Annotated in this window: 23 protein-coding genes and 1 riboswitch; of the genes, 13 read left to right on the top strand and 10 right to left on the bottom strand. The window is 51.6% G+C overall.

The genetic code is table 11. The annotated features are described in order from the left end of the window. Positions 1 to 91 precede the first annotated feature (91 nt). The 4 genes from UNDKW_RS17220 (at position 92) to UNDKW_RS17205 (ending at position 4184) form a co-directional block, all read left to right on the top strand. Positions 92 to 697, top strand: a complete 606-nt coding sequence (locus tag UNDKW_RS17220; protein WP_370529037.1) for a LysE/ArgO family amino acid transporter — start codon at positions 92 to 94, stop codon at positions 695 to 697. Positions 698 to 752: 55 nt separating this feature from the next. Beyond that, positions 753 to 1127 carry a hypothetical protein gene (locus UNDKW_RS17215; protein ID WP_162059672.1) on the top strand — a complete coding sequence of 125 codons (375 nt, stop codon included), beginning with the start codon at positions 753 to 755 and terminating at the stop codon, positions 1125 to 1127. A gap of 200 nt (positions 1128 to 1327) precedes the next feature. Further along, positions 1328 to 2737 carry a TolC family protein gene (locus UNDKW_RS17210; protein ID WP_162059671.1) on the top strand — a complete coding sequence of 470 codons (1410 nt, stop codon included), beginning with the start codon at positions 1328 to 1330 and terminating at the stop codon, positions 2735 to 2737. A 25-nt stretch (positions 2738 to 2762) separates the two neighbouring features. Further along, positions 2763 to 4184, top strand: a complete 1422-nt coding sequence (locus tag UNDKW_RS17205; RefSeq protein WP_162059670.1) for a multicopper oxidase family protein — start codon at positions 2763 to 2765, stop codon at positions 4182 to 4184. Positions 4185 to 4298: 114 nt separating this feature from the next. Here the strand turns inward: UNDKW_RS17205 and UNDKW_RS17200 are convergent, their stop codons facing one another. Further along, on the bottom strand, positions 4299 to 7172 hold the full coding sequence (locus UNDKW_RS17200; protein WP_197892921.1) for a S53 family peptidase: 2874 nt from the start codon (positions 7170 to 7172) through the stop codon (positions 4299 to 4301). 76 nt (positions 7173 to 7248) lie between these two features. Next, positions 7249 to 7335, bottom strand: a riboswitch (cyclic di-GMP riboswitch). A gap of 262 nt (positions 7336 to 7597) precedes the next feature. On the opposite strand from UNDKW_RS17200, the gene UNDKW_RS17195 reads away from it, so the two are divergent. Together UNDKW_RS17195 and UNDKW_RS17190 are read left to right on the top strand one after the other, a co-directional pair. Next, a complete protein-coding gene (locus tag UNDKW_RS17195; RefSeq protein ID WP_162059669.1) occupies positions 7598 to 8266 on the top strand; it encodes a hypothetical protein in 669 nt (222 codons plus the stop codon). 179 nt (positions 8267 to 8445) lie between these two features. Beyond that, positions 8446 to 8934 carry a hypothetical protein gene (locus UNDKW_RS17190; protein WP_162059668.1) on the top strand — a complete coding sequence of 163 codons (489 nt, stop codon included), beginning with the start codon at positions 8446 to 8448 and terminating at the stop codon, positions 8932 to 8934. Between the two features lie 108 nt (positions 8935 to 9042). On the opposite strand, the gene gluQRS is transcribed toward UNDKW_RS17190, so the two are convergent. Together gluQRS and UNDKW_RS17180 are read right to left on the bottom strand one after the other, a co-directional pair. Continuing rightward, entirely contained in the window at positions 9043 to 9945 is a 903-nt protein-coding gene (gene gluQRS, locus UNDKW_RS17185; protein ID WP_232063016.1) for a tRNA glutamyl-Q(34) synthetase GluQRS, read from the bottom strand. A gap of 9 nt (positions 9946 to 9954) precedes the next feature. Continuing rightward, entirely contained in the window at positions 9955 to 10872 is a 918-nt protein-coding gene (locus UNDKW_RS17180) for a LysR family transcriptional regulator (RefSeq protein ID WP_162059667.1), read from the bottom strand. Positions 10873 to 10991: 119 nt separating this feature from the next. On the opposite strand from UNDKW_RS17180, the gene UNDKW_RS17175 reads away from it, so the two are divergent. After that, complete coding sequence (locus UNDKW_RS17175; protein WP_162059666.1) at positions 10992 to 11693, top strand: pirin family protein; 702 nt, start codon at positions 10992 to 10994, stop codon at positions 11691 to 11693. A gap of 99 nt (positions 11694 to 11792) precedes the next feature. Beyond that, positions 11793 to 12362: a flavodoxin family protein gene (locus tag UNDKW_RS17170; RefSeq protein WP_162059665.1), complete on the top strand. Its 570-nt coding sequence runs from the start codon at positions 11793 to 11795 to the stop codon at positions 12360 to 12362. Between the two features lie 607 nt (positions 12363 to 12969). Here the strand turns inward: UNDKW_RS17170 and UNDKW_RS17165 are convergent. The 7 genes from UNDKW_RS17165 to UNDKW_RS17135 form a co-directional block, all read right to left on the bottom strand. After that, entirely contained in the window at positions 12970 to 13914 is a 945-nt protein-coding gene (locus tag UNDKW_RS17165) for an alpha/beta hydrolase (RefSeq protein WP_162059664.1), read from the bottom strand. Positions 13915 to 14101: 187 nt separating this feature from the next. Next, positions 14102 to 14506, bottom strand: a complete 405-nt coding sequence (locus UNDKW_RS17160; protein ID WP_162059663.1) for a VOC family protein — start codon at positions 14504 to 14506, stop codon at positions 14102 to 14104. A gap of 57 nt (positions 14507 to 14563) precedes the next feature. Continuing rightward, the gene (locus UNDKW_RS17155) at positions 14564 to 14968 is read right to left on the bottom strand and encodes a VOC family protein (protein ID WP_162059662.1); all 405 of its coding nucleotides are present in this window, start codon (positions 14966 to 14968) and stop codon (positions 14564 to 14566) included. Positions 14969 to 14979: 11 nt separating this feature from the next. After that, positions 14980 to 15336, bottom strand: a complete 357-nt coding sequence (locus tag UNDKW_RS17150; protein WP_162059661.1) for a YciI family protein — start codon at positions 15334 to 15336, stop codon at positions 14980 to 14982. Positions 15337 to 15357: 21 nt separating this feature from the next. Beyond that, positions 15358 to 15795, bottom strand: a complete 438-nt coding sequence (locus UNDKW_RS17145) for a VOC family protein (RefSeq protein ID WP_162059660.1) — start codon at positions 15793 to 15795, stop codon at positions 15358 to 15360. Positions 15796 to 15943: 148 nt separating this feature from the next. Then, positions 15944 to 17008, bottom strand: coding sequence for an alpha/beta fold hydrolase (locus UNDKW_RS17140; protein WP_162059659.1), 1065 nt, complete (start codon positions 17006 to 17008; stop codon positions 15944 to 15946). Between the two features lie 67 nt (positions 17009 to 17075). Beyond that, complete coding sequence (locus tag UNDKW_RS17135; RefSeq protein WP_162059658.1) at positions 17076 to 18344, bottom strand: RNA polymerase sigma factor; 1269 nt, start codon at positions 18342 to 18344, stop codon at positions 17076 to 17078. A gap of 529 nt (positions 18345 to 18873) precedes the next feature. Between UNDKW_RS17135 and UNDKW_RS17130 the strand changes: the two genes are divergently transcribed. From UNDKW_RS17130 to UNDKW_RS17110, 5 genes are all read left to right on the top strand, one after another. Further along, positions 18874 to 19773, top strand: a complete 900-nt coding sequence (locus UNDKW_RS17130; protein WP_197892919.1) for a diiron oxygenase — start codon at positions 18874 to 18876, stop codon at positions 19771 to 19773. Then, positions 19751 to 19996, top strand: a complete 246-nt coding sequence (locus tag UNDKW_RS17125) for an acyl carrier protein (RefSeq protein WP_162059657.1) — start codon at positions 19751 to 19753, stop codon at positions 19994 to 19996. The genes UNDKW_RS17130 and UNDKW_RS17125 overlap by 23 nt, the downstream gene beginning before the upstream one ends. A gap of 48 nt (positions 19997 to 20044) precedes the next feature. Beyond that, complete coding sequence (locus tag UNDKW_RS17120; protein ID WP_162059656.1) at positions 20045 to 22105, top strand: alpha/beta fold hydrolase; 2061 nt, start codon at positions 20045 to 20047, stop codon at positions 22103 to 22105. 108 nt (positions 22106 to 22213) lie between these two features. Next, entirely contained in the window at positions 22214 to 23851 is a 1638-nt protein-coding gene (locus UNDKW_RS17115; protein ID WP_162059655.1) for an amino acid adenylation domain-containing protein, read from the top strand. A gap of 87 nt (positions 23852 to 23938) precedes the next feature. Then, a complete protein-coding gene (locus UNDKW_RS17110) occupies positions 23939 to 24394 on the top strand; it encodes an HIT family protein (protein WP_162059654.1) in 456 nt (151 codons plus the stop codon). Positions 24395 to 24426 lie beyond the last annotated feature (32 nt).

The following is a 24426-nucleotide window of genomic DNA, read 5'->3' as shown; positions in this document are numbered from 1 at the left end:
AATTTTAATGAAATAGGAAATATTTTAAATTTGCTTCATATTAAACCCTTTTTTGCCCAAACTCCCTGTATCGACAAACGGGAGACAGATGATGTTGGCTTTTATACTCAAGGGCATGGGCATGAGTGCAGGTTTGATCATGGCTATTGGTTCGCAGAATGCCCATGTCTTGCGCATGGGCTTGCGTAAACAGCATGTGGCTTTGACGGTGATGATCTGCATCGCGTGTGAAATGCTGCTGATACTGGCGGGTGTGGCGGGCATAGGTGGCATGATCAGTAGCCAGCCAGTCTTGCTGACGATAGCCCGTTGGGGCGGGGCCGCGTTTTTGGTCTGGTATGGCGTACGCTCTCTGCGGGCTGCGGCCAGCCAGCAGAGCCTGGTCGCTGAAGCCGGGGAGTTGAGTCTGACGGCTGGCAAGGCTGCATTGGCAGTGCTGGGCGCGACCTTGCTCAATCCCCACACCTATCTGGATACGGTGGTGTTGCTGGGTGCCATAGGGGGGCAGCAACCTGGTGATGGCAAATACTGGTTTGCCGTAGGTGCCGTCTTGAATGCGACGATCTGGTTTGCGGCTTTAGGCTTTGGAGCGCGCCTGCTCGCTCCCTGGTTTGCCAAACCTATGGCATGGCGGGTGCTTGATAGCCTGGTCGGCATCGTGATGCTGATGCTGGCGCTCAATTTAATGCTGGGTTGATCTGGCTTTGAGCTGGTCATTTGTTGAAAAGCCCGAATTGTGATAACTTCAGCACATGAAAAAATCCTGGCGTCTTTTTATTGCTTGCCTGTTACTGGTACTGCTGCCCTTGCAGGGCTTTGCTGTCGCCAGTAAGCTAGGTTGCGCCATGGATATGCCTGTCCAGGCTGGTAGCTCTGTTGTCAGCGGTAATGAACATTGCCAGCCAGCCGCCAAAGCTAGCGGTCATGGTTCAGATGCTGTGAAAGCCAAAGTGGCCGATCACTGCAAGTCTTCTTCCCCTTGTTGCACGGGTATCGCGCTCATGCCTGCCCCTTCCATTTCTGCATCGGTACCTGCGCATGATGATGCCCAGGTACTGCCCGTCCTGTTACCAGCATCCGTGCCTGCGCGCATGCTCGAACGTCCTCCCAAGGCTGTTCTCGTCTGAATAATTAGTTTGTTCGTAGGTTGGGCTGCGCCTTATCAGCCCAACACTGGGCGTTTGAATAAGGTTAACGTTTGTTGAGGCCGAGTGTTGGGCTGGTAAACCGTAGCCCAACCTACAAGCTCAGCCCAACATGCGTGGGTAGCCCAAGTTACGAATACTTCCCCCATTTGACGGAAACACATTTTCTACCGCGAGGACTCATGTCGCACATTCATTACCGATATCTGTTGCCAGCATTGCTGGCATTGACTGGCTGTGCCAGTTTTGATATCGATCAAAGCACGCAAAAACTCAATCAGCAATATCCGGCTTACACCCAGGGCAAACTGGCGCTGGCGAGCAAGCCTGAGCAACAAAAAAACATGCAGGATCAGGCAGCAAGTTTGTTGGCACAGCCTTTGTCGCAAGACGCTGCTGTACAACTGGCCTTGTTGAATAGCCCAGCCTTGCAAGCCATGCTGGCGCAGCATCAGGCCGCAGGAGCCAGCGCAGCGCAAAGCGCACGCATCACCAACCCGCTTTTTACGTTTGAACGCAACCGCCAGTCAGGTGAGCTGGAGCTGGGTCGTTTGCTGAGTTTTGGCCTGCTGGACTTGCTGAGCCTGCCGCAAAGGCAGACCATGGCACAGCATAGCCTGGCACAGGCACAGACGCAGTTGAGCCTGGATGTCATAGCCAGCGTCAGCCAGGTGCGTGTTGCCTGGGTCAAGGCAGTCGCTGCACAACAAAGCCTGGAATATGCCAGACAAGTCGGTGACGCGGCCGATGCCAGTGCCATACTGGCAGAGCGCATGCACAAGGCGGGCAATTTCAATAGCTTGCAAGCAGCGCGCCAACTGGCTTTCAAGGCTGACGCGATGGCACAGCTCAGTTTTGCCCGCCATGCCAGTCTCGCCACCCGCGAAGAACTGGTGCGCTTGCTGGGGCTGAATGATGAACAGGAAAAAACACTGAAGTTGCCTGAGCGTCTGCCGGATTTGCCAGCAACACCATTGGCAGCAGAAAGCATGGGGCCCCAAGCGACAAAAAACCGTCTTGACATACAACTGGCAAAACAGGAACTGGACGCCGCCGCAGCACGCCAGGGTTTGAGCCTGGTTAGCAGCTTTACCGATATCGAACTGGGTATCAGGCGCGATACCAATTTTGATGCAGCGGGACATGGCGAGATCAAACGTGGTGTTGAGGTGAGCCTGAGATTGCCGCTATTTGACTGGGGTGATGCGCAGAGAACAGCCATGAATGCGAATACCCTGGGCGCCAGTTATCGCCTGCAGGCGACGCTCAATAATGCAGGCTCGCATTTGCGCGTCAGCTACTCAGCCTATCGGAATATGTATGATATCGCCCGCCAATACCGCGACGAGATACTGCCGCTGCGCAAACGCATTTCTGCTGAAAACCAGTTGCGCTACAACGGCATGTTCATCAGCGTGTTTGAATTGCTGGCCGACAGCCGCGAGCAAATCAATAGCGTGCTGGCTGCCATCAATGCAGAGCAACAATTCTGGCTGGCAGATGCGGCCTTGCAGGCCGAGTTGCTGGGGCGTCCGTCAGCAAGTAATCTGAATCCCGTTAAATCAACTGCCACGGCAGAAGCAGCGCATTGATCACTCGATTTCCGAAGGAAACAACATGAGTACAAGAAGAGATTTTTTTAAATTGGCGAGCATCGCGGGCGGGGCACTGGCAGCAAGCACAGTCAGCAAAGTGGCATTGGCAGCCTTGCCGGACGCAGTAACACAAACCAGCCCGGACACCATGCCACCGCTGCAGCCAAAAACAGGTCGCCCATACAATCCGGTAGTGACCCTGAATGGCTGGACGCTACCATGGCGCATGAATAATGGTGTCAAGGAATTCCACCTCGTGGCTGAACCGGTAGTACGTGAAATGGCTCCCGGCATGAAAGCGCATCTATGGGGTTATAACGGCCAAAGTCCGGGGCCGACGATAGAGGTGGTGGAGGGCGACCGCGTACGCATCTTTGTCACCAACCGCTTGCCAGAACACACCAGTGTGCACTGGCATGGCCAGCGCCTGCCAAATGGCATGGATGGGGTATCCGGCCTGACCCAGCCATCAATACAGCCAGGCAAGACCTTTGTCTATGAATTTGTCGCACGTCGTCCGGGTACCTTTATGTACCACCCGCACGCCGATGAAATGACGCAGATGGCAATGGGCATGATGGGCTCATGGGTTACGCATCCCAAAAATAAACATCCGCAGATTGATGATGTCGACAGAGATTTTATTTTCCTGCTCAGTTCTTATGACATAGAACCAGGTGCATTCAAACCTAATATCATGACCATGACAGATTTTAATTTGTGGACATGGAACAGTCGCGTCTTCCCCGGCATCGATACCCTGAATGTGCGCAAGAACGACAGAGTCAGGATACGCGTAGGCAATCTGACGATGACCAACCATCCCATTCATATCCATGGCCATGAATTCACCGTGACAGGCACGGATGGCGGCCCGGTACCAAGAACTGCACGCTGGCCAGAGGTAACGACGGATATTGCCGTCGGTCAGATGCGCCAGGTGGAATTTGTCGCCGATGAAGAAGGCGACTGGTCCTTCCATTGTCACAAGAGCCATCACACCATGAATGCCATGGGCCATAATGTGCCGTCGATGATAGGTGTTGATCACAAAGAGGTAGCCGACAAGATCAATAAACTCATTCCCGCATACATGACCATGGGCGACAAGGGCATGGCCGACATGGGGACTATGGAAATGCCCTTGCCTGACAACACTCTGCCCATGATGACAGGCGAGGGGCCGTTTGGCGGGCTGGAAATGGGTGGCATGTTCAGCGTAGTCAAGGTGCGCAAAGATCAGAAGCCGGGGGATTATAAAGACCCTGGCTGGTTCCGGCATCCCAAGGGAACGGTGGCTTTTGAATATGCCGGGCCGGTTGCAGATGCGCCGCGCCAGCCTGCTCAGCCTGTTGATGCGCATGCTGGCATGAAGCATGGCACACATTCCGCACCGGAAGTCGAAGTGCAGGTGCGTAAGCCACAAGCTCATAGCCGGCATTAAAAAAATGGCTGCGGGCAATAGAAATGTCCAAAGCCAGAGTACAAAAGGCGGAGCACAATGCTCCGCCTTTTATATTTACTTGATCGTCTTAGGTGACTATCTCAACTGATCGTCTCAGTTGATTGTGATAGGTACGCTGGCAGTCGCCTTTCTTCCAAGATTGTCAGTCACAGTAATAAGCATGGTGTAGCTGCCTTTTACAGGGCTTGCCCAGCTGGTTGCAATGCTCAGTCCACTCATGGAAAATCCGAGACCCAGAGGTGCGCCCGTGATGGAGATGGAAATCGAGGTCGCGCCGGGTGCATTGATCGTGATGCTGCCTGTTAGCGCCTTGCCTGCAGTGCCTGTCATTGCCGGTGCGTTGATACTCAAGCCAGATGCTACAACGCTGATGCTGATGACTGCCTGACCGCTCAAACCAGTCTTGCTGTCTTTGGCAAGCACTGTGACAGCATAATTTCCTGCAACAGGACTAGCCCAGCTGATAATGCCAGCGCTGCTGATAGTCAGCCCGGCAGGCGCGCCAGTCAGCGTATAGGTGACTGGATTCGAGGCCTTGACGGCTACGGTGTAGGATAGTGCAGTACCAACGGTTCCATTGACCGTCGCCGCAGTTACTACAGGGGCTGGTTGCTGAGCAATCACGACGGTATACACAGCTTTGCCTGTCAATCCTGTCTTGCTGTCCGTTGCATTGACGGTGACTGAATACGTGCCAAGAACAGGAGAAGCCCAGCTTACAGTTCCTGTTGACCCTATAGTCATTCCAGTAGGTGCACCTGTCAGGCTAAAAGTCATTGCGTTGCCAGATGTTGCGGTCACATTAAAAGTCAGTGCGGTTGCTGCTACTCCATTGATCGTTGCTGCAGTGACGACTGGAGGTGTCGCAGCAGCAATCACAACGGTATAGACAGCCTTGCTGCTCAATCCAGTTTTTGCATCGAGTGCAGTTGCCGTCACCGAGTAAGTTCCTGCAACTGGCGTTGGCCAGGTCGCAGCGCCCGCAGAAGTAGCAGTCATGCCGCTTGGTGCACCAGTGATGCTATAGGTCAGCGGATTGGTGGACGTTGCCGTTATATTGAAGGAAAGCGCCGTGCCTGCTTTTCCATTGATGGTGGTGGCAGAAATAGCTGGTGGCACAGGGGCAGAAATAACGATCGTATAAGTGCCTTTACCGCTCAGCCCCGTTTTTGCATCCAGCGCAGTAACGACCACCGTGTATGTACCTGCTACAGGCGTGGCCCAGCTAACAATGCCACTGCTATTGATGCTCATTCCTGCCGGGTTACCACTCAAGGTATAGGTGAGGGGATTAGCTGCTGTTGCAGATACGGTAAAACTCAATGCAGTACCAACTTGCCCGCTGATGCTTGCCGAAGTCACAGTTGGCGCTGTTGCAATGACTGTGCCGCCGAGTGTACTCAACAAGCTGGTGACATTGGGCGTGCCAAGGCCGGTCAGTTGGTCATGCCCGGTTTTGGCAACGCAACTTGCGCAAGTGCCATTGCTGCCTTTCGCAACATCGGCAAAACTGCTGGCATAGCTGCCAGGAGTTGTCGCAATTTTGTTATACAGGACAGCATGCGGTGCACCCAGAACTGGTTTGCCAGCCTGCGCCAAAGTCGCGTTGGCGATGGCAATCACCCCGGCCCATTGGGGCGTGGAAAGGCTGGTGCCGCCTGCACTGACCCAGTTTACAACACTGCTTCCTGGCGTCATGACGGCGACGTACTGGCCAGTGTTCGGGTCAGCGTTCATGGAGACGTCAGCGACAGTCCTGCGGGCAGGTGTACCCACACCTGGCACGGTATTGTTCTGATAGCTTGGTGTCGCCGTGTATGCACTTACTCCACCTCCAGTATTGGACCAGGCGACCTCCGTGCGTGATGTACCTGAGTAGGTGAGACTGGTGCCACCAACGGCAACAACATTGGGAGAAACTGCAGGCCATTCAACGGCTGGCCCGTTATCGCCGGTTGCAGCCAGATAGGTCATTTTGGCGGTAGTGAATGTGCTTTCCACCCCAGCTGTCCAGTTTCCTTCATGTGCACCGAAGCTCATGGAGACGATGCCTGGCCCCATGGCGTTGGCCAGCTTGATTCCACCTATCATGTTGCTCATAGAAGAATCAGCGGCTTCAATCAAAATGATACGGGCCAATGGTGCAGTCGCATGCGCCCATTGCACGTCTAGTGCAATTTCCGTGGCCCAGCCAGAATCATATGCTGGTGTCGCACTGGTCATGCCACCACCACTGGTGCTGTACACCACAGAAAATTCACAAACATTGCTTGACGCAGCAGGCAATGGCAAAGCTGTACCTGCAGGAATGCTTTTTACTGTACATGCGGGAAGACCAAACTTTTGATTAAAAGCGTTTAGTTCTGCAACGATATTGGGATCGTGATTTGCGTTCACAATATAAATCGTCTGACCTGCACCAAGCTGTGCAGCCTGGCTTGCAGTCAATCCACTGGTACTGGCAGGGAGTGCAGGGAGACTATACGCAGCGCGGATTTGCGCAGGCGTATAGGTAGAAACGACAGAGGTGCCTGCCATAGGCTGTGCGTTTTCACCTGCAGGTGGCGGTGCCAACTGTGGTCGTGGCAAGGAACGAATTGCACCGACAGTCAAACCGCGCCCACGCACACCTTGCAGTTCTCGCGGCATGCTCACCGCCGCTGCTGGAATGTGGGCCGATCTGCTGCTGTCAGCCGCATCAATATCTGTCGGTGGATCAAGCAAAACCGGCGCCAGATGAAAGGTCGGCTGTGTCGCCTGTGCAGCCACATCAGGCGGCAAAACAGGGACAGTTATATCCAGTGTCGTCGTTCCAGTTGCCACTGCCTGAGGTGGTAATGCAATGCTGGACTGACTGACTTGTGGATTGTCGCCGCCGCAAGCGCTGAGAATACTTGCACTGATCAGCAAGCAAGACAAGCCAAGTGGCTTGGGGATGGTGAAGAACAACTTTTTTTCGATGATCACAAATGCACTCCGATATAAGCAGAGGGCGGTGATTCGACGAATAATAGTATCGTGCCAAGAATAAGCAGACACCATCACCGGCAACCCCGCTACCATGGCGCAGATGCGCTTTAGGCCGGTGGCTTTGCGTCCCCATTTTTCAACGGGTTTGCCCTCAAGATTTTGAAATTGAAATTACAGATTCAGGGTACAAATATTTCCGCCCAAATGAAAGCGGAAAAATGTCAAGGATTGTTGAAATCATGCAGCTAAGACAAACTTCGATTTCGCTTTGATAATGGAAAATGCAAATAGTTGTTTTGCTGGCTTTTGAATAAAACAAAAGTGTTAATTTGTAAAATCATTTCCACTATTAAATCCATCATGGCAGCATCGCTGGCCTGGATTCGTATCCGTTTTTTTGAATTGAACATAACAAATTACACATGAAACATTCTTCAATAATTTCCCGCACTGTTTTTCTGCTTGGTCTGGCACTCACTTGCCTAAGTTCTCAGGCTGCAAAAATCAGCCTGGACGATTGCGACTTGATTACCGCAAAACCTTTGCGCGCCGATTTCAAGGATTGGCTGGTAAAGAACCGCAAACTCGCTGCAGAGGGCAATGTTGAGGCACAGACCTATGTCGCCGCTGAAGCAAATAACCGCCTCGCCTGCCTGGAAGAAAAAATCACTGAAAAGTCGGGCTGGTTAGTGACCATGAGCAGTGGTGATGGCACTAGTGAAACAACATCCAATCCCGGTATTCCGAACATCAAAAAAAATGCTGATGCCTATGCCGCATTGAAAGATGCTGTCAAATACACACATCAAGCTGGCGCGAACGATCCGGCTTATCGTGGCATGTCGGCACAACTGGTCTTGCGATATCTGGCCGTCTTGCCAGAATCACTGGAAACAGCTTATGAAGATGTGGCTGGTGCCAACCAGCTTGAATGCGTGCTCAAGCGTCAATTTGGCAAGCGCGATGTCAAGTATGCCTGCGCATCGCACCGTACAACACTCGCACAACTGACGACGAAAATATCGGCAGAGCGTCGCGCCGTTCTTGATCAAAAAGCGCAGCAATGGGCTGCCGATTTCCCCGCAAAATAAGTTGTACTGCGAATTTTTTTGTGATCTTCATTTGTCATGCAGGTCTTTGTGTTGGATAACACACAGACCTGTAGCCCGTGCTCAAGCAAAATATGTTCTACAGAAGTCAACAGATGCGCTGCCCAGACGTTATAGGTATAAGCGCAGGATGTATTTCTGTGATTGAAAAGGAGTACGCAATGAAAACCATGACATGCAAAAAAGTATTGATGGCGGGCGCTGCTTGCGCAGCCTTGTTCATGACAGCGCAGTCCCAGGCACAGAATGTCGGTGTTTCCGTGCAATTTGGGCAGCCAGGATTTTATGGTCAGGTGGACGTAGGTAATTTCCCTCAACCACAGGTGATTTACCGTGAGCCCCGTGTTGTCGAAAGAGTGCGGGTGGTTCAGCCCCCTATGTATCTGGTAGTGCCGACTGTACACAGGAATAACTGGAGTCGTTATTGCTACAGCTATCATGCCTGCGGCCGCCCAGTCTATTTTGTGCAGGAAAACTGGTACAACACACAGGTAGTGCCACGTTACCGCGATGGTTATTATCGTGACCATAGTTACAGGCATGATGCCTATCGCCGTGATGAATACTGGCGCGATGACAGACGCGACAGGCGCTATGATGAACATGACCGCCATGGACACGAGCGCGGCAGGGAACATCCTGAACATTAATTTGAATATTAATTGCTTGTCAGTTCTCAGCGGTGACTAAGGCCAGCGATTTTTGGCTTGCATCATAAGTCATAGGTATTAACAAGGGCTGCAGCGCAGCCCTTGTGTCTATCTTCTATCCATACTGACCAATTTTTCTTTCCAAGCCTGAATTGCCATTGACCAGAAAGTGGGAATATCTGTGACTGGTAAGGGCAAGCTCAGTCCAAGAAATTGGGCTGCCGGTATCAGCGCTTCATGCAGCACATCATTGTCACCACGGTCAAAAGCCAGTGCTCCGGTTTGCTTGGATAATTTCTCGCCATCAGCATTGGTCACTACTGGCACATGCAGGTAATGCGGCGTGGGCAAGCCCAGCAATTCTTGCAGATAGATTTGACGAGCAGTTGAATCTATCAGGTCAGCACCACGCACCACATGCGTGATGCCTTGCGCGGCATCATCAACCACCACCGCCAACTGGTAGGCCCAAAAACCGTCAGCGCGTTTCAAGACAAAGTCTCCCACCTCGGTCGCCAGGTTTTGCTGCTGCATGCCAGCCAGCCGGTCTTCAAAGCGATAGATTTTGTCAGGCACGCGCAAGCGCCAGGCACGCGCTGTCTTGCCTGCTGCCAGCCCGTGACGGCAAGTGCCCGGGTAAATCTGGCTGGCCGCGTCACCCAGGCGCAACCGCGAATCAGCAATTTCCTTGCGTGAACAGGCACAGGGGTAAAGATTATTGCCCAGCTTTTGCAAGGCAGCTTCATACAGATGCTGGCGCTGGCTTTGCCAGGTGATGTCGCCATCCCAGAGCATGCCGCAGCGTTGCAGTGAATTGATAATATTTTGGTCTGCACCTTTGACATTCCGGTCAAAATCCAGGTCTTCCATGCGCAGCAGCCATAGCCCTTCGTGGGCTTTGGCATCCAGATAGCTGGCCATGGCAGCCACCAGCGAACCCATGTGCAAGGGGCCGGTCGGTGAGGGGGCGAAACGTCCTATGTATTTTTGCATCATCTGTTTTGTTGGCATGGATGTTCTTCAATTACCTATCAACATGCGTTGCACGACAGGGTCTTGCAACTTCTGTAAAAACCACAGCAAAGCCTTGCCCTTGTTGGCATTACGCCAGACCAGGCGGTTATCTTCTGGCGGACGGTGAGCGCTGGTCTTCTTTTCTATCAAAGCACCACTGCGCAAATGGGGTAATGCCAGGCGGCGCGGCAAATGCCCGCAACCCAGGCCAGCCAGTTGTGCCGCCAGCTTGGCATGCATGGTAGGCACGGTCATGGTGTCCTGGCCGCTTAGCAAGCCGGCCGTCATCGATGGCAGAGTCAGGCCAGTATCACCGATGGCTATCGCCCTGTGGGCCTGCAAAATCGCCGGTGTCAGCGGTTCTGCTGCCTGCGCCAGCGGGTGTTGTGGTGCCACGGCAAACACCCATTCCACGCTGCCCAGCAAGCGGGTCTGGAATTCACCCTGCATGCGTATTGCATCCGGCCCGTAATAGGCAGCGCCTATGGCCAGGTCAGCACGGCCAGATACCATGGTTTCCCAGACGCCGGACAAAATCTCCTGGCTGATACGGATGCGTGTACCGCATCCCTGTTGTTCAAATTCCTTGATCAAGGGGATCATGTCGTCGAATTGTATGATGCCATCAATGACGATGCGCAGCTCCGCCTCCCAGCCGCTGGCGGCACGTTTTACACGGTTCTCCAGCTCCTGTGCAGCATTCAGTAAATGTCTGCCCTGGAGCAATAATTCTTCGCCGGCGATAGTCAGTTTGGCCCTGTGGCCGCGTCTGTCATATAGCAATACATCCAGGTCTTCTTCCAGCTTGCGTATGCTGTAAGTGATGGCTGAGGGCACTTTGTCCAGGGCCGCTGCAGCCGCCGCAAAGCTGCCCTTGCGTTCTATCGCATCAAGGATTTGCAGGGCTTCAAGGGTCAGGTTCATGCTTGTTCAAATAATTTGAATGAGTTATATGAAATTCTACCCTTATGTCAAAGAATTTGCATGTATATAGTGTGTACATCGCCTGAACACATTCTTCAGGAAATTTGAAAGGGACTTATATGATTACGCTCAGACCATCACAAGAACGCGGCCACGCCGAGCACGGCTGGCTGAAATCACATCACAGTTTTTCATTTGCAGAATATTACGATCCACAGCACATGGGTTTTGGCCCACTGCGTGTGATTAACGATGACTGGATCGCTCCAGCCATGGGTTTTGGTACGCATCCGCACCAGAACATGGAAATTATTACTTATGTGCTCGAAGGTGCGATTGCGCACAAAGACAGCATGGGCAATGGCAGTACGATACGTCCAGGCAATGTGCAGTATATGAGTGCAGGTACTGGTGTGCGCCATTCGGAATTTAACCCGGCAAATAATGAGCACACACGTTTGCTGCAAATCTGGATACAGCCAGACCAGTTGGGTGGTGAGCCTTTGTACGGTGAAAAAGAATTCAGCCGTGAAGAAAAACAGGGTCGCTTGCGCCTGGTGGTTTCTGGTGATGGTGCTGATGGCTCGATCAAGATCCGCCAGAACGCACGTCTGCAAATTGGCTTGTTCGATGCAGAACAAAAGCAGGAAGTAGCACTGGCAAAGGATCGCCTGACCTATGTCCACGTAGCACGCGGTGAATTGCAGGTCAATGGCATGGCCTTGAAAGAGGGCGATGCCGTGATGATGTCAGCCGAAGAAAAACTCGTGCTGGAGCAGGGTAAACAGGCAGAAGTACTGGTATTTGATCTGCCTCAATAAGTACTAAAGACAGGAAAATCGCTGACGTGAACAAGTAAAAACGCGTCAGTGATTTGTCTTTTTCCTTAGCAATCTCAACATATAAATTTGGAGTAAAACATGTCTAAAGTCGCGATTATTTATCATTCAGGTTATGGCCACACCACCAAGGCTGCAGAAGCAGTACACGCAGGTGCTGCCGCTGCCGGTGCTGATGCCGAACTCATCAAGATTGACGCCGAAGGCAATATCACCGACGCCCAATGGGAAACCCTGGCCGCTGCTGATGCTATCGTCTTTGGTTCCCCAACTTATATGGGATCAGTGTCCTGGCAATTCAAAAAATTCGCCGATGCTTCTTCCAAGCCTTGGTATAGCCAGGTCTGGAAAGACAAGATCGCCGCAGGTTTCACCAATTCTGCCTCCATGAATGGCGACAAATTATCGACCCTGCATTACCTGTTCACCCTGTCACAACAGCATTCCATGATCTGGGTAGGCACAGGCCTGATGCCATCCAACAGCAAGGCGGCACAACGCAATGACATCAACTACATCGCCAGCTTCAGTGGCCTGATGACGCAGTCCCCATCCGATTCTTCACCAGAAGAAGGCCCGTTGCCAGGTGACCTGGAAACAGCGAAATTGTTTGGTAAGCGGATTGCGGAAGTGGCTGCGAAGTTTAAGTGAATTGAGTTAGTGTTGAAGTAAAAAGACCCGCCAGATTGATTGGTGGGTTTTTTCTATGTGAAACTAAGGCTGCGAGTAGTCCCTAGCTCAAAAAATATAAAAACAGGTCGTGGTGACGTTGGGGCTGTTTTTGATTTTTTGCTGTTCCCATGTGTAGCCGCCGTTTGTGCTGTACAGAAAATGGATTAAGAAGGACCGCTGTTTGAGCCGCAGGCGAGTTTCGGGCCTTCCCATTTTTTGTACAGCATAAACGGGAACCCCCTTTAGGGGGCGGCTACGCCTGGGTCGCCTTCTTTGACATACCTTTCTTGGCGACGCAAGAAAGGTATGTAGCTGTCGGGCTACCCCCGGCTGGCAATCGTAAATGACGTGTGCAGGTGCTTAAAGTCAGGAAATTTAAACACAACGATTCTGAAATTTATGAAGCTAACCGGATGCCAAGAACGCCGCTGGAGCGCCAGCCCGGTGGATTCCTGCCAAAAGCACGCAGGAATGACGACTTTGAGGGGGCGGTTATTCAATCTATATCATGTTGCTCGAGCAAAACGAATTACTGACTAACCATGACATACAGGCCTGAAATCATGAGTTGGCGTGCTTAAGACCCCTACAGCTTCTCCTTCAAAAATTCTAATAATCGCGGTGCCAAATATCCAGAATCACTGCCAGGTATCTTGATAGGCTCAGACGCCCAATAATGCCCCGCATTTTTTAACACAACAGAACTCACAGAAAACCCCGCCTGCTTCAATGCATGCATGAAGGCAATCGACTGCCCAGCAGGATCTACGAATTTGTCCTTCGCTCCCCAGCTCAACAAGAACTGCGTTTGATTATTATCCCGCGTCACATACGACAGCGGCGACGCTTCAAAATAAATTTTTCGGTTGTCAATCAAACTGCTGCCAAGGAAACCCTGGGCAATATTATTGTCAGGGTAGTAGCGATTCGAATGTTCCCACTTTGCCGTCAGATCATAGCTGCCATAAATGCCTATGCAAACCTTGACCTTTGTCGTGGGTTGCATGCCATCTGAGAACGGTGGCTGGTCACCAGCCAGTGCGACGATAGAGGCAAGCTGTGCTCCGGCTGAGTCGCCCATCAAACCTATACGTTCAGGATCAAGCTGGTAAGCCGCCGCCTGCTGGCGCAAGAACTGCACGGCGGCGCGTACATCGTGTACAGCTGCCGGATAGAGATTGGTTTTGTCTTTGACCAGACGATAATTAACGGCAAATACGGCATAGCCATTTTTTGCCAGATACGGTCCCCAGTGTTTATACAGACTGGCATCGGCAAAGCGCCAGTCGCCGCCGTGTACTGCGATCAGCACAGGATATTTTCCATCACCCTTGGGACGGTATAGATCACCCGTCAATACTTCATCGCCGTTGCGCTGGTAGATGATGCCTTGTTGCATCTCATAAGCCGTCTCTGGCATGGCAGCGTGTACAGAAGCTGCTGCCAGCAGGCTCAGGGTGATACAGGTTATCAAACGATATAAAATGGATGTGAATCTACATAGCTTGCCTGGCTGGTTAAAAAATTTCATTTCTTATTTCCTGCGACATGAAGAGTTTTACATGGAATCAGTATGCCGGGTCAGCAGGAGTAGGTAAGGGAGTGTGTGACCAAGCTTGAGTCTGCCGTGACGAATTGCATGGAAGCGATAGTCATGTCCATAAAAAAACCGCCTGAAGAGCAGGCGGTTTGGTGGGGCAGGTTCAGCTTGCGCAGATTTATTTGCACTCACCTTCGGCTACCATGTACACCAGTTCCCAGCCATGGCCGTCGACATCATGGAAACCATGTCCGTACATGAAACCATGATCTATAGGCTCTTTAGGCACTGTGGCACCCGCAGCCCTGGCTTTGGCGACCAGGCTATCGACATGTTCGCGGCTGTCGCAGGACAGGCAGTTCAACACTTCAGTACGCTCATGCGCATCGCTGATGGGCTTGTTGGTGAAGCCAGCAAAGAATTCTTCTACCAGCAGCATGACGAACAGGTTCTCGCCCATGATCATGCAGGCAGCCTGATCATTCGTGAACTTGGGTTCAAAACTGTAGCCCAGACTGCTCCAGAATTCCTTTGAGCGAGGCAGGTCTTTGACAGACAGATTTACAAAAATTTGTTTATGCATTTTGTCTTCCTTTCATTTGTTGTTCCGGTATAGGCAGGCCAGGCGAGCCATACCGTTTTATTTGCATTCACCTTCCGTGGCCCACGCGCAGCAATTCCAGCCGTGACCATCAAGGTCATAGAAGCCCTGTGCATACATGAAGCCATGATCTTCTGCTTCGTCGGGGATGGTGGCACCAGCAGCCCTGGCTTTTGCGATGAGGCTATCGACATGTTCGCGGCCATCGCAGGACATGGCATGCAAGACTTCGACACGCTCGTGGGCATCGCAGACTGGCTTGTGGGCGAAGCTGGCAAAGAGTTCTTCTGTCAGCAGCATGATCAGGATGTTTTCACCGAAGATAATGCAGGCAGCGTTATCACTGGCGAATTTTGGATCGAAGCTGTAACCAAGGCTGCTCCAGAATTGTTTGGAACGTGCCAGGTCTTTGACTGGCAGATTGACAAAAAATTGTTTATGCATGTCGTTCTCCTTTAATTTGTGCTCATTGCTTCAGCAGGCAGGTTCAGTGCCCGCACGGGGCGCACTTCTATGCTGCCATGCTGGGCTGGCGGGATCTTTGAAGCCAGGTGTATGGCTTCATTCAAATCCCTGGCATCAATCAGATAAAAACCAGCCAGCATCTCCTTGGTTTCAGCAAATGGGCCATCGGTGACTGACAATTGGCCGTTCCTTACCCTGACCGTGGTGGCGGTATGGACAGGGTGCAGAGGTTCTGCCGCCAGCATGTGGCCACTATCAATAAGGCCCTGAGCATACATGCCGCATTTTTCGTCAGGGCAGGCATTCCAGTGTTCATTATCGAGATAAACCAGGCATAGGTATTTCATAGGGACTCCGCCAAGGATGGATTAACGGTGATCTGATTGCAGTGGCAACTGCTCGCCATTGATAATCCATGGCGTACCGTATTTGTCGACCAGCATGCCCCAGGATTTTGCCCAGAATGCCGGCTGTACCGGCATGGTGATCTGCCCACCTTCTGCCAGCGCGTTAAAGACTTTGGCGGCTTCTTCTGTAGTATCGTAATTCAGCGTAAAAGAGACACCCTTGATACCTTCATAGGGCATTTGTTGTGGGCAGTCACCGGCGTAGAGCAAGCCACCATCTGGTAATTCCAGACGTGCATGCAGGATGTTGTGGGCAGATTCTGGCGGTATCATCGCAGCCATGGGCGAATCGGCACCACTCATCATGACAGTTATTTTGCCGCCCAGGACTTGTTCATAATAGTGCATGGCTTCCTTGCAGTTGCCATTGAAGGACAGGTAAGCGATAGGATGTGGCATGGTCATTTCCTTTTATCAATTATCAATTGGTTGGATTATTGTGTGAAAGCGTCTCCACATCTGATAGTCGAATGGCATGACAGTAAATCGACACTACTTTAAGAAAATATTTAATTTTTTTTAGATATCTGAAAATTGCTCGTGAGCATTAATTGCTCAAGGCTCGCACACGTTCATTGAGCAGTTTTAATTGTGCCTCAATAAATGGCAAATTGGGATCATGCCCGGCGCGTGGTACTACGATATATTCTTTTTGCGGGGCAGTAATGCTATCCACATACTGTTTGGTGATCTCAGGCATGGTCAGTAAATCTTCTGCGCCCTGGACAAAAAACACCGGGATGGCGAATTTGTTTGCCGTAGCAGGAAAATTCACGGTGCTGAACATGCCATTGCCTTTGTAACCGACAAACTTCAGGAAGGAATAATCTTCGCCCGCTTCGTAGTCAGCCAGAGCAGCCGGTGTGGCATAGGCCGGATCAGACGCCCACCATGTTTTTGGGGCAGGGTCTGTGCGCTGTGCTTCATATTTGCGGATAGCCTTGCGCAAAATGCCGAAGTTACGCGGATTGGTCCACGGTGGTGGGCCTAGTGCGCTTACTTTTGTGACGGTCTCCTGATCACCGGCAGCCTGTGCCAGATGTAACACCTGCTTATAACTACTAGCCTGGTTTGCCCTGTAGCTGATAACCTGAGAAGTACCAACATAGGCATAAAATAATTCTGGTTTCGACAGACTCATCTGCACACCGAGTATGGAACCCCATGAACTGCCCGTCAGTATGATTTTTTTCTTACCCAGATGTTGGGTCAGATAAGCCGCCAGGGCGACACCATCATCGGCCATTTGCGCAATTGTCAAAGGCGTTTCTTCACCGGGTTTGTTCTTGCCAAAAGTCTTGCCCGCGCCGCGCTGATCCCATTGCACGACGGTGTAATCTTTTTCCCATGCGCCGTAAATAGCCGTGCCATACGGGCTCATGGTATTGCCAGGCCCGCCATGCACGACCAGGATAATCGGGTTACTGCAACGGCTGCCCTTGATGGTCACCCACTGCGGTATGCCACCCAGCTCGACAAATCCTTCTTCATTGATGGCCTGGGTTGCAGACTTGCAGGCGAGGCCTGGTGAAATTGGTGTTGCTTGCGCCTGACATAGTGCAGGTAACAGGCTCATGAACAAAGCGGGAAGGACGTGGTGCAGTTTTGCCATATATCTCCTGAGGTATGGGCGGTCGTTTTTATTTTTTAGTAAAACTGATGCGTATCAGATGCATACTCTAATTGATGAGTGCCTGCAAGCGGCGTTCAATAAAGCGTTTTTCAGGTTCCTGTTTGCAGAGCTTCAATGCCTGTTGGTAGGACAGCTTTGCCTGTACCATGTCACCATTGCGGCGGCACAGGTCAGCTCTGGCTGCATGTGCCAGATGGTAGTTTTGCATTTCCTGTCTTTCCAGCAAGGCTTCCACCAACGACAAGCCATGTTTTAACCCGCCCGTGCACATGGCAATCGCGATGGCACGGTTCAGTTCTATGATGGGGCTGGCTTCAACACGTAGCAGGGCATCATACAGACCAACGATCTGTGGCCAGTCAGTTTCTGCATAAGTCGCCGCCTCTGCATGGACGGCGGATATCGCCGCCTGCAGTGTGTAGGCGCCAAAGCGGCCAGAGCGCAAAGCCTGCTCTACCAGCGTGCAACCTTCGTCGATCAATTGTTGATCCCATAATTGCCGGTCCTGCTGTTCCAGTGCAATCAATTCACCCTGGCTGTCCGTACGGGCGGGACGGCGCGATTCATGCAAAAGCATTAGCGCCAGCAAACCACTGACTTCCGGCTCGGGCAATAATTCCTGTAGCAGTCGTGTCAACCGTATGGCTTCCGCTGCCAGATCCAGACGCAAGGCAGAGTCACCGGCAGAACTGGAATAGCCTTCATTAAAGACCAGATAAATCACCCTAAGCACGCTATGCAGGCGCGCGGGCAATTCTTCTTTTTCTGGTACCTGATAAGGGATTCTGGCATCACGTATTTTTGCTTTTGCACGCACGATGCGCTGCGCCAGAGTAGGGGCGGGGGTCAAAAAGGCATGGGCGATTTCTTCCGTTGTCAGGCCGCAGACTTCACGCAAGGTCAGCGCAACCTGGGCATCTGCCGCCAGTGCCGGGTGGCAGCAGGTGAAGATCAGGCGCAGCCTGTCGTCTTCCATGACTGGTGATTCAAATGCAGTTTCGCCTGGCTGGGCTGTTTCATCCACCAGCGCTTCTACGGCCTCTACATGCTCATCCAGCGGGTCAAAGCGTCTTTGCCTGCGTATGCTGTCTATGGCCTTATAGCGTCCTGCAGAGACCAACCAGGTGTGTGGGTATTCAGGCAAGCCTTTGTCCGGCCATTGCTCCAGCGCTGCCTTGAAGGCCTCGTGTAGGGCTTCTTCTGCCAGGTCAAAGTCACCCAGCAGATGTACCAGGGTCGCAAAGACCCGACGCGACTCTTGCTGGTATATGGATTCCACCAATTGCCGGGTGTTATCGCTAACGGAAGTCGTCATACGCTTAATTGCGGTATGAAGCTTTGATGATTACCTGAATACTGGCCCGGCCCACATAAAAAGCCTGAAGAATCGATAAATTCTGCATTTTCAGTACCAGAAATAGTGATGACGGATTCTAGCGCACTCTTAAAGAACAATGCTTTAAAAGCATTAATTTAAAGAAAATTTCCAGCATGCCAGAGGTTTAAGCGAAATTAAAAAAAGACCGATTGTGCTTTTTTTACCACTAATTGAAAAGTGGTCTGTTCGTGCCTGAGATCAATTCCTGAATGCAAAAATACCCTCTGGCCAGCCCCGGTGGTATGCGTCTGCCACGTCTCAAACAAGGTGTTTCTCCGCTATTTTTGTATGTCTGTAAAGTTTCTGTAAATCAAATTTTGTGCCAGAAACTTAGATGAAAAATTCTATCAAATTCCATGGACGCTGATGTTAGATTTTTATTAATGTAGTTAAAGCGACATCTAAAAATAGCTAGACTAAATTTTAACGTATTGATCAACATCAATGGAGACAAAGAAAGATGAGCATGAACCAAAGTGCCCAAAGTATGTACACCGACCGCCTTGCCAGGCTGGTGCAATTGTCCCGTGACAGGCATGTCTTCAGCTTCACCCGCTTTGACTGGGTAAATGATATCAGTGAGCAGGACTGGTGGGTAAGCCCTGAACTGCTGACCATCCATGGCACAGCTTACTACGAGCAGGCCAGCGAGGCACAATGCAAACTGCTCAGCAAATGGGAATGCATCAACCTGTTCAGCCTGAATGTGACGGGCGAGCAGGAACTGATAGCAGGCGTGGCAGAGCTCTTGCATACACCCATGCTGAAAGAAGCCAATGATTACCTGCATCACTTCATTGATGAAGAAAACCAGCACATGTGGTACTTCGCCAAATTCTGCGAAAACTATGGGGGAAAGATTTATGGCAACAAGAAAATAAAACTGACTGAACTCAAGCTTGACCCCAGGCTGACTATCCTCGTCCGCTTTGCACAGATTTTCATTTTTGAAGAAGTCGGCCATTACTACAACCTGAAGATTGCACTTGATGAGCGCGTGCATCCCTTTATACGCGAGATCAATGAGGCGCACCGCAATGATGAGTCGCGCCACATCACCTTTGGCCGTGCCCTGCTGGCCAGGCTGGCAGATGGCATCAGCAATGATTATGCGCCAGAAGTACTGGAGAAAGTCTCGCAACACTTGCGCAAATATGTGCAGGTCACCATCGAATCGCTCTACAACCCGGCGATGTACCGCGATGCCGGTTTTAGCAGCGGCATGGCAATCCGCAGTGCACTGCTGGCTGACCCGGCGCGGCAGGATTTTCACGCACGTGAATTGTTGAAAAAAGTATTGGCCCTGCTGGCCGACACCCATTTATTAAAACAGGAGACCAGTCTTGAACCAGCTTATCAGTCTTGACAAGATCAATGAAGTTAAACAGTGGTTGCTGTCAAAGAAAAAATATCTGTCCGATATTCCCTTTGACCTTGACCTTATAGAAAACGATGTCGTTGATTCCCTGAGTTTTGTGGAATACGTACTCCTCATAGAAGAAATCAGTGGCAGGGAAGTTGTGGTCGATGACACCGTGCTCGACAAGGTCAGGACCCTGGACAGGGTGCAACAGCATTACATGGAATAGAGCATTCCATTCCACCACGCATACAGAAAACTTAGACTAGGAAAAACCATGGAACACCAATTGACTGACTATCGCTATGGCGATTTGCTGGAACTGACCAACCGTCACCGCAATACCACAAAGAATATTATTCTCACAGGTGCTACCGGTTTTCTCGGCAGTAATTTCCTGTTCTGGCGTTTGCGCCAGAGTGGCAAGATTTATGTTCTCGTTAGGGGCGAGTCGCAGGAACACGCCAGGCAGCGTGTATATGACGCGCTTGCAGTCTGCGCCTCTGCCTACAACCAGCCCATCCCCAAAGCAGATATCGACAGCAAGCTGGAATACATACTCGGTGATATGACCGAGACCATGTGTGCGATCAGCAAGAATGACCTGGAAAAACTCACAGCGGCGGGTATCAGCGAATTCTGGCATTGTGCCGCCAGCCTGAAGTTTGAAGACCGCCACAAGGAAGAAATTTACCATCACAATATCAACGGCACCCAGAATGTGATGGACCTGGCGCGGCGCGTGCATTGCCAGCACTACCTGCATATCTCTACTGCCTATACCTCTGGCCGCGTGGCCGGTGAAATACCGGAGAGCCTGCATCCCGTCGATATAGACTACAACAATTTTTACGAGAGCAGCAAGAATGAAGGTGAGCATGAAGTCGCCAGATACTGTGATGCCAACGGACTGGACTACCGCATCCTGCGTCCCGCCATCATCATGGGACCTTTGGCATCACGCCGCAGCGGTGGCACACGCTTTGGTATCTACGGCCTGACCCAGGAAATGTACCGCCTGCGCGAAACACTGAGCAAACTGCAGACACCTTTGCGCCTCATCGGTGATCTGGCTGCTGCGGGCAATCTGGTGCCAGTGGATCAATGCGTGTTCGACATGATCTATCTGAGCAATATCGGTTTTGGTGACCAAAAGGTGTATCACCTGACCAATTCCAGCGACCTCAATGTCAAGACCATGCTGGAAAAAATTGATACTGCACTCGGCATGAAAAGCATCAATTTCGTACCCGAGCGCGACACCCCCGCGACGGCGATAGAAGAATTATTCGATAAACGCACCGTGTTTTATGGCGGTTACTACCGCACCATCAAGAACTTTACCCGCAGCCTGCCCAAACATGTGGGGCTGAGCTGGGCTGATTACGGTACTTACCTGACTGCTTTTATCAAGGAACTGGATGAACAAAAGAATGGTACGACTTTCAACCGCAGCCAGGTCACGGCTGAAGATGGTACTGAATTATGTGTGTTGACGCTGGGCGACAAGAGCAAACCGGCGCTGGTGCTGGCAAATGCCTATGGCATGCCATCTGACTTCATGTTCCCGCTGGCCCAGCGCCTGTCTGATCAGTTTCATGTCATCACATGGGAAAGCCGCTGGGTACCAGCGATTACTCATGAATTTGATCTGGAAAAATGCCATTCCTTGACCCATGCCAAAGACATGGTGACTATACTCGACCACTTTGACATCGCCAAAGCAGCTATCGCCGGCTGGAGCAGTGGTGCCCAGGTATGTCTGCGCAGCATGGCGGCTTTCCCTGAACGTATTTCATCGGCAGTATTGCTGAATGGCGGTGTTTCGTTGCCAGCCTCGAATGAAATCAAGATCACCGATTTTGAGAAAAATATACGCACGCTTTTCCCCAAGATCGCTGCCAATTATCGTTTCGCCCAAAAGTACTGCGACCTCATTTATGGTGCCCATGCAACCTCAGATGATGGTGAAGACCGCAAGATGATTTCTACCATCCTGACCAGTACCGACCCTTTCTTGCTGTACATGACCAGCGTACCTTTCCGAACGCCGGAATCATTGTTCCGCTACGCCAATATGATGAACGGCCTGTTCAATGAAAGAGCAGATGCCTGGACTGCCGATATCCCGCATCCTGTGCTCGTGCATGTCGGTGGCAAGGATCTTGTCACGCATGCCGATGTGGGCCGTTTCCTGGTTGCAGGCCTGAAGCAGGGGGTATTGTCCTTTGATGAAAACGGTGATCACTTCTCGCATTTCTATGATGAAGACCTGGCGACCATGATCAGGCAATTTGTCGCACAGCATCAGGATCAAGTTATACCCAGCCTGAATTGATGTCGATGGCAATGTCCGCGTCAGGAAAGTCTGCGGACATTGCCAAGCTGTTTTTGTCGTGGCGAAATGACAACCATGCTCATCACTATGGTCGGGGGAGACATTTTTATGAAAAAAGAACAAAATTTATTGATAGCCAGTTTTTTCAACACGGCTAAAGCCCAGCCTAACAGCAATGCATTGTGGGTGGATGAACAGGTTTATACCTATGCAGAATTGCTGTTGCGTGTCGCCAGGATTACCCGCACGCTGACGCGCGAGAACAAGGATTGCAGCCGGCAACGTTGTGCCTTGCTGGTAGATCGCAGCGTTACTGCCTATGTTTCTGTGCTTGGTACTTTGCTGGCAGGCATGGCCTATGTGCCACTGAATACCAAGTTCCCCGTGCAGCGCAATTTGCGCATGGTGGAGCTTTCTGCATCGACCTCGATTGTCGTCGATGAGCGTTCCATGGATGCAGCCAAAGAATTGCTGCAATCTTATCCCGAGCCTTTGACCGTGCTGATGCCCGAGACGGAGACTTTGCCCACCTGGGCTGCCAGCGCCAGCCAGCATACTTATATTTTAAAACGCCAGATGGCCGAGGCCGATACCGCCAGCCTGAGCTTGCCTGTCAAGGCCAACCCTGTTGCCTATATCCTGTTTACTTCTGGCAGCACGGGTTTGCCCAAGGGTGTGGCAGTGACGAATGAAAATGTTGCTACCTATGTCGCCAGTATCATCGCACGCTATCAACCGGGGCAGGGCGACCGCTTTACCCAGTTTTTTGATTTAACCTTTGACTTGTCGGTACATGATATTTTCGTCTGCCTGAGTGCTGGTGCCTGCCTGTATAGCGTGCCTGCACGTGTCATGATGATGCCGCTTAAATTTGTACAGCAACATGAATTAACGCACTGGTTCTCTGTACCATCGCTGGCTGCCTGCCTGAAACGCTACAACGCCTTGCGCCCCGGTGTTTTGCCCAGCCTGAAGTACAGTCTGTTTTGTGGTGAAGCTTTGCCCACCAGTCTGGCGCAAGACTGGCAACCTGCCGCGCCCAATTCCATCATCGAGAATTTATACGGGCCCACCGAGGCAACGATCGCCTTTACCGTGCATCCTTACGACGCCAGTGATCAGCGCATTGCGGCCTTGCCCGTCGTGCCCATAGGCCAGTCTTTGCCAGGGCAGGAAACCATGGTCCTGGATGAGCACTTTAATCCTGTTGCTGACGGTGAAATTGGTGAATTGTATCTGGGCGGCTCACAACTGGCACATGGCTATTGGGAAAATGCTGAATTAACACGCCAGCGCTTCCTGAACATGCATTTTGAGGGTAGGCAGGCGCAGCGCTGGTATCGTACCGGTGACCTGGCCTGCGTCGATGTAGAAGTGGGTTTGCTGTATTGCGGGCGTATCGATAACCAGGTCAAGATACGTGGCTACCGGGTTGAAGTGCAGGAGGTTGAGGCGGTGATACGCCGCCTTGGCGGTTCTGACCTGGTGGCAGTAGTACCCTGGCCGGTTGCTGCAGACGGTAGCGTGCAGGGCTTGCTTGCCTATGGCTGTGGCTTTACCGTATCATCAAGAGACATACTCAAGGCATGCACCCTGCATCTTCCTGCTTACATGGTACCGCAGGATGTGATTGAATTGCGCAAGATGCCTTTCAATTCGAATGGCAAGATCGATTATCCTGCCTTGCAAAAACTGGCAAAAGAAAGTGATGGCCAGCAAGTGGAAAAGCTTATTCCTGGCGTATGATACCTGGTAGGTGTGGCAGGAGATGAACCCGTCCTGTGTGGCGGGTTTTTTTATGTATATGATGTAATCTGCAAGACAGGAGGCAATGTGGCCAGAAAGCATGAATGCGTATTTTGCGAAATCCTCAACGGGCGCAGTGCCGCATCGGTGGTCTATAGAGATGAACACTGTATCGCCATACTTGATGCCTTCCCTTTGACGCGCGGGCATTTGCTGGTGATACCGCAACAGCACCAGCAGCACATAGAAGAATTGCCGGAAGAGACGGTGAGCTATCTGTTTGCCATGGCCAGCCGCTTTTCATCGGCCTTGCGCCTCGGTGGTGAAAGCAATGCTACCACAGTGTTGCTCAATAATGGCAAGGCCGCGAACCAGCATGTACCTCATGTGCATCTGCATGTGATACCGCGCCGCGATGGCGATACGGCGATGATGGTATGGCGCTATGTAACGCGTTTCATCAATCCCTGGTCCTATATAGGCCGCAGTAAACGCTTGTCCCGCCAGGCTGCGCGCTGGCAGGAGTTACTCAAGCCTGAGTGAGCGTTACCACCCCAACAAAGAATATGCCAAAA

Origin of the sequence: Undibacterium sp. KW1 (genome assembly GCF_009937955.1) — a bacterium.
Lineage (GTDB): Bacteria > Pseudomonadota > Gammaproteobacteria > Burkholderiales > Burkholderiaceae_D > Undibacterium.
The sequence above is the reverse complement of the archived record's forward strand: the minus strand, read 5'-3'. Positions and strand labels throughout refer to the sequence as shown.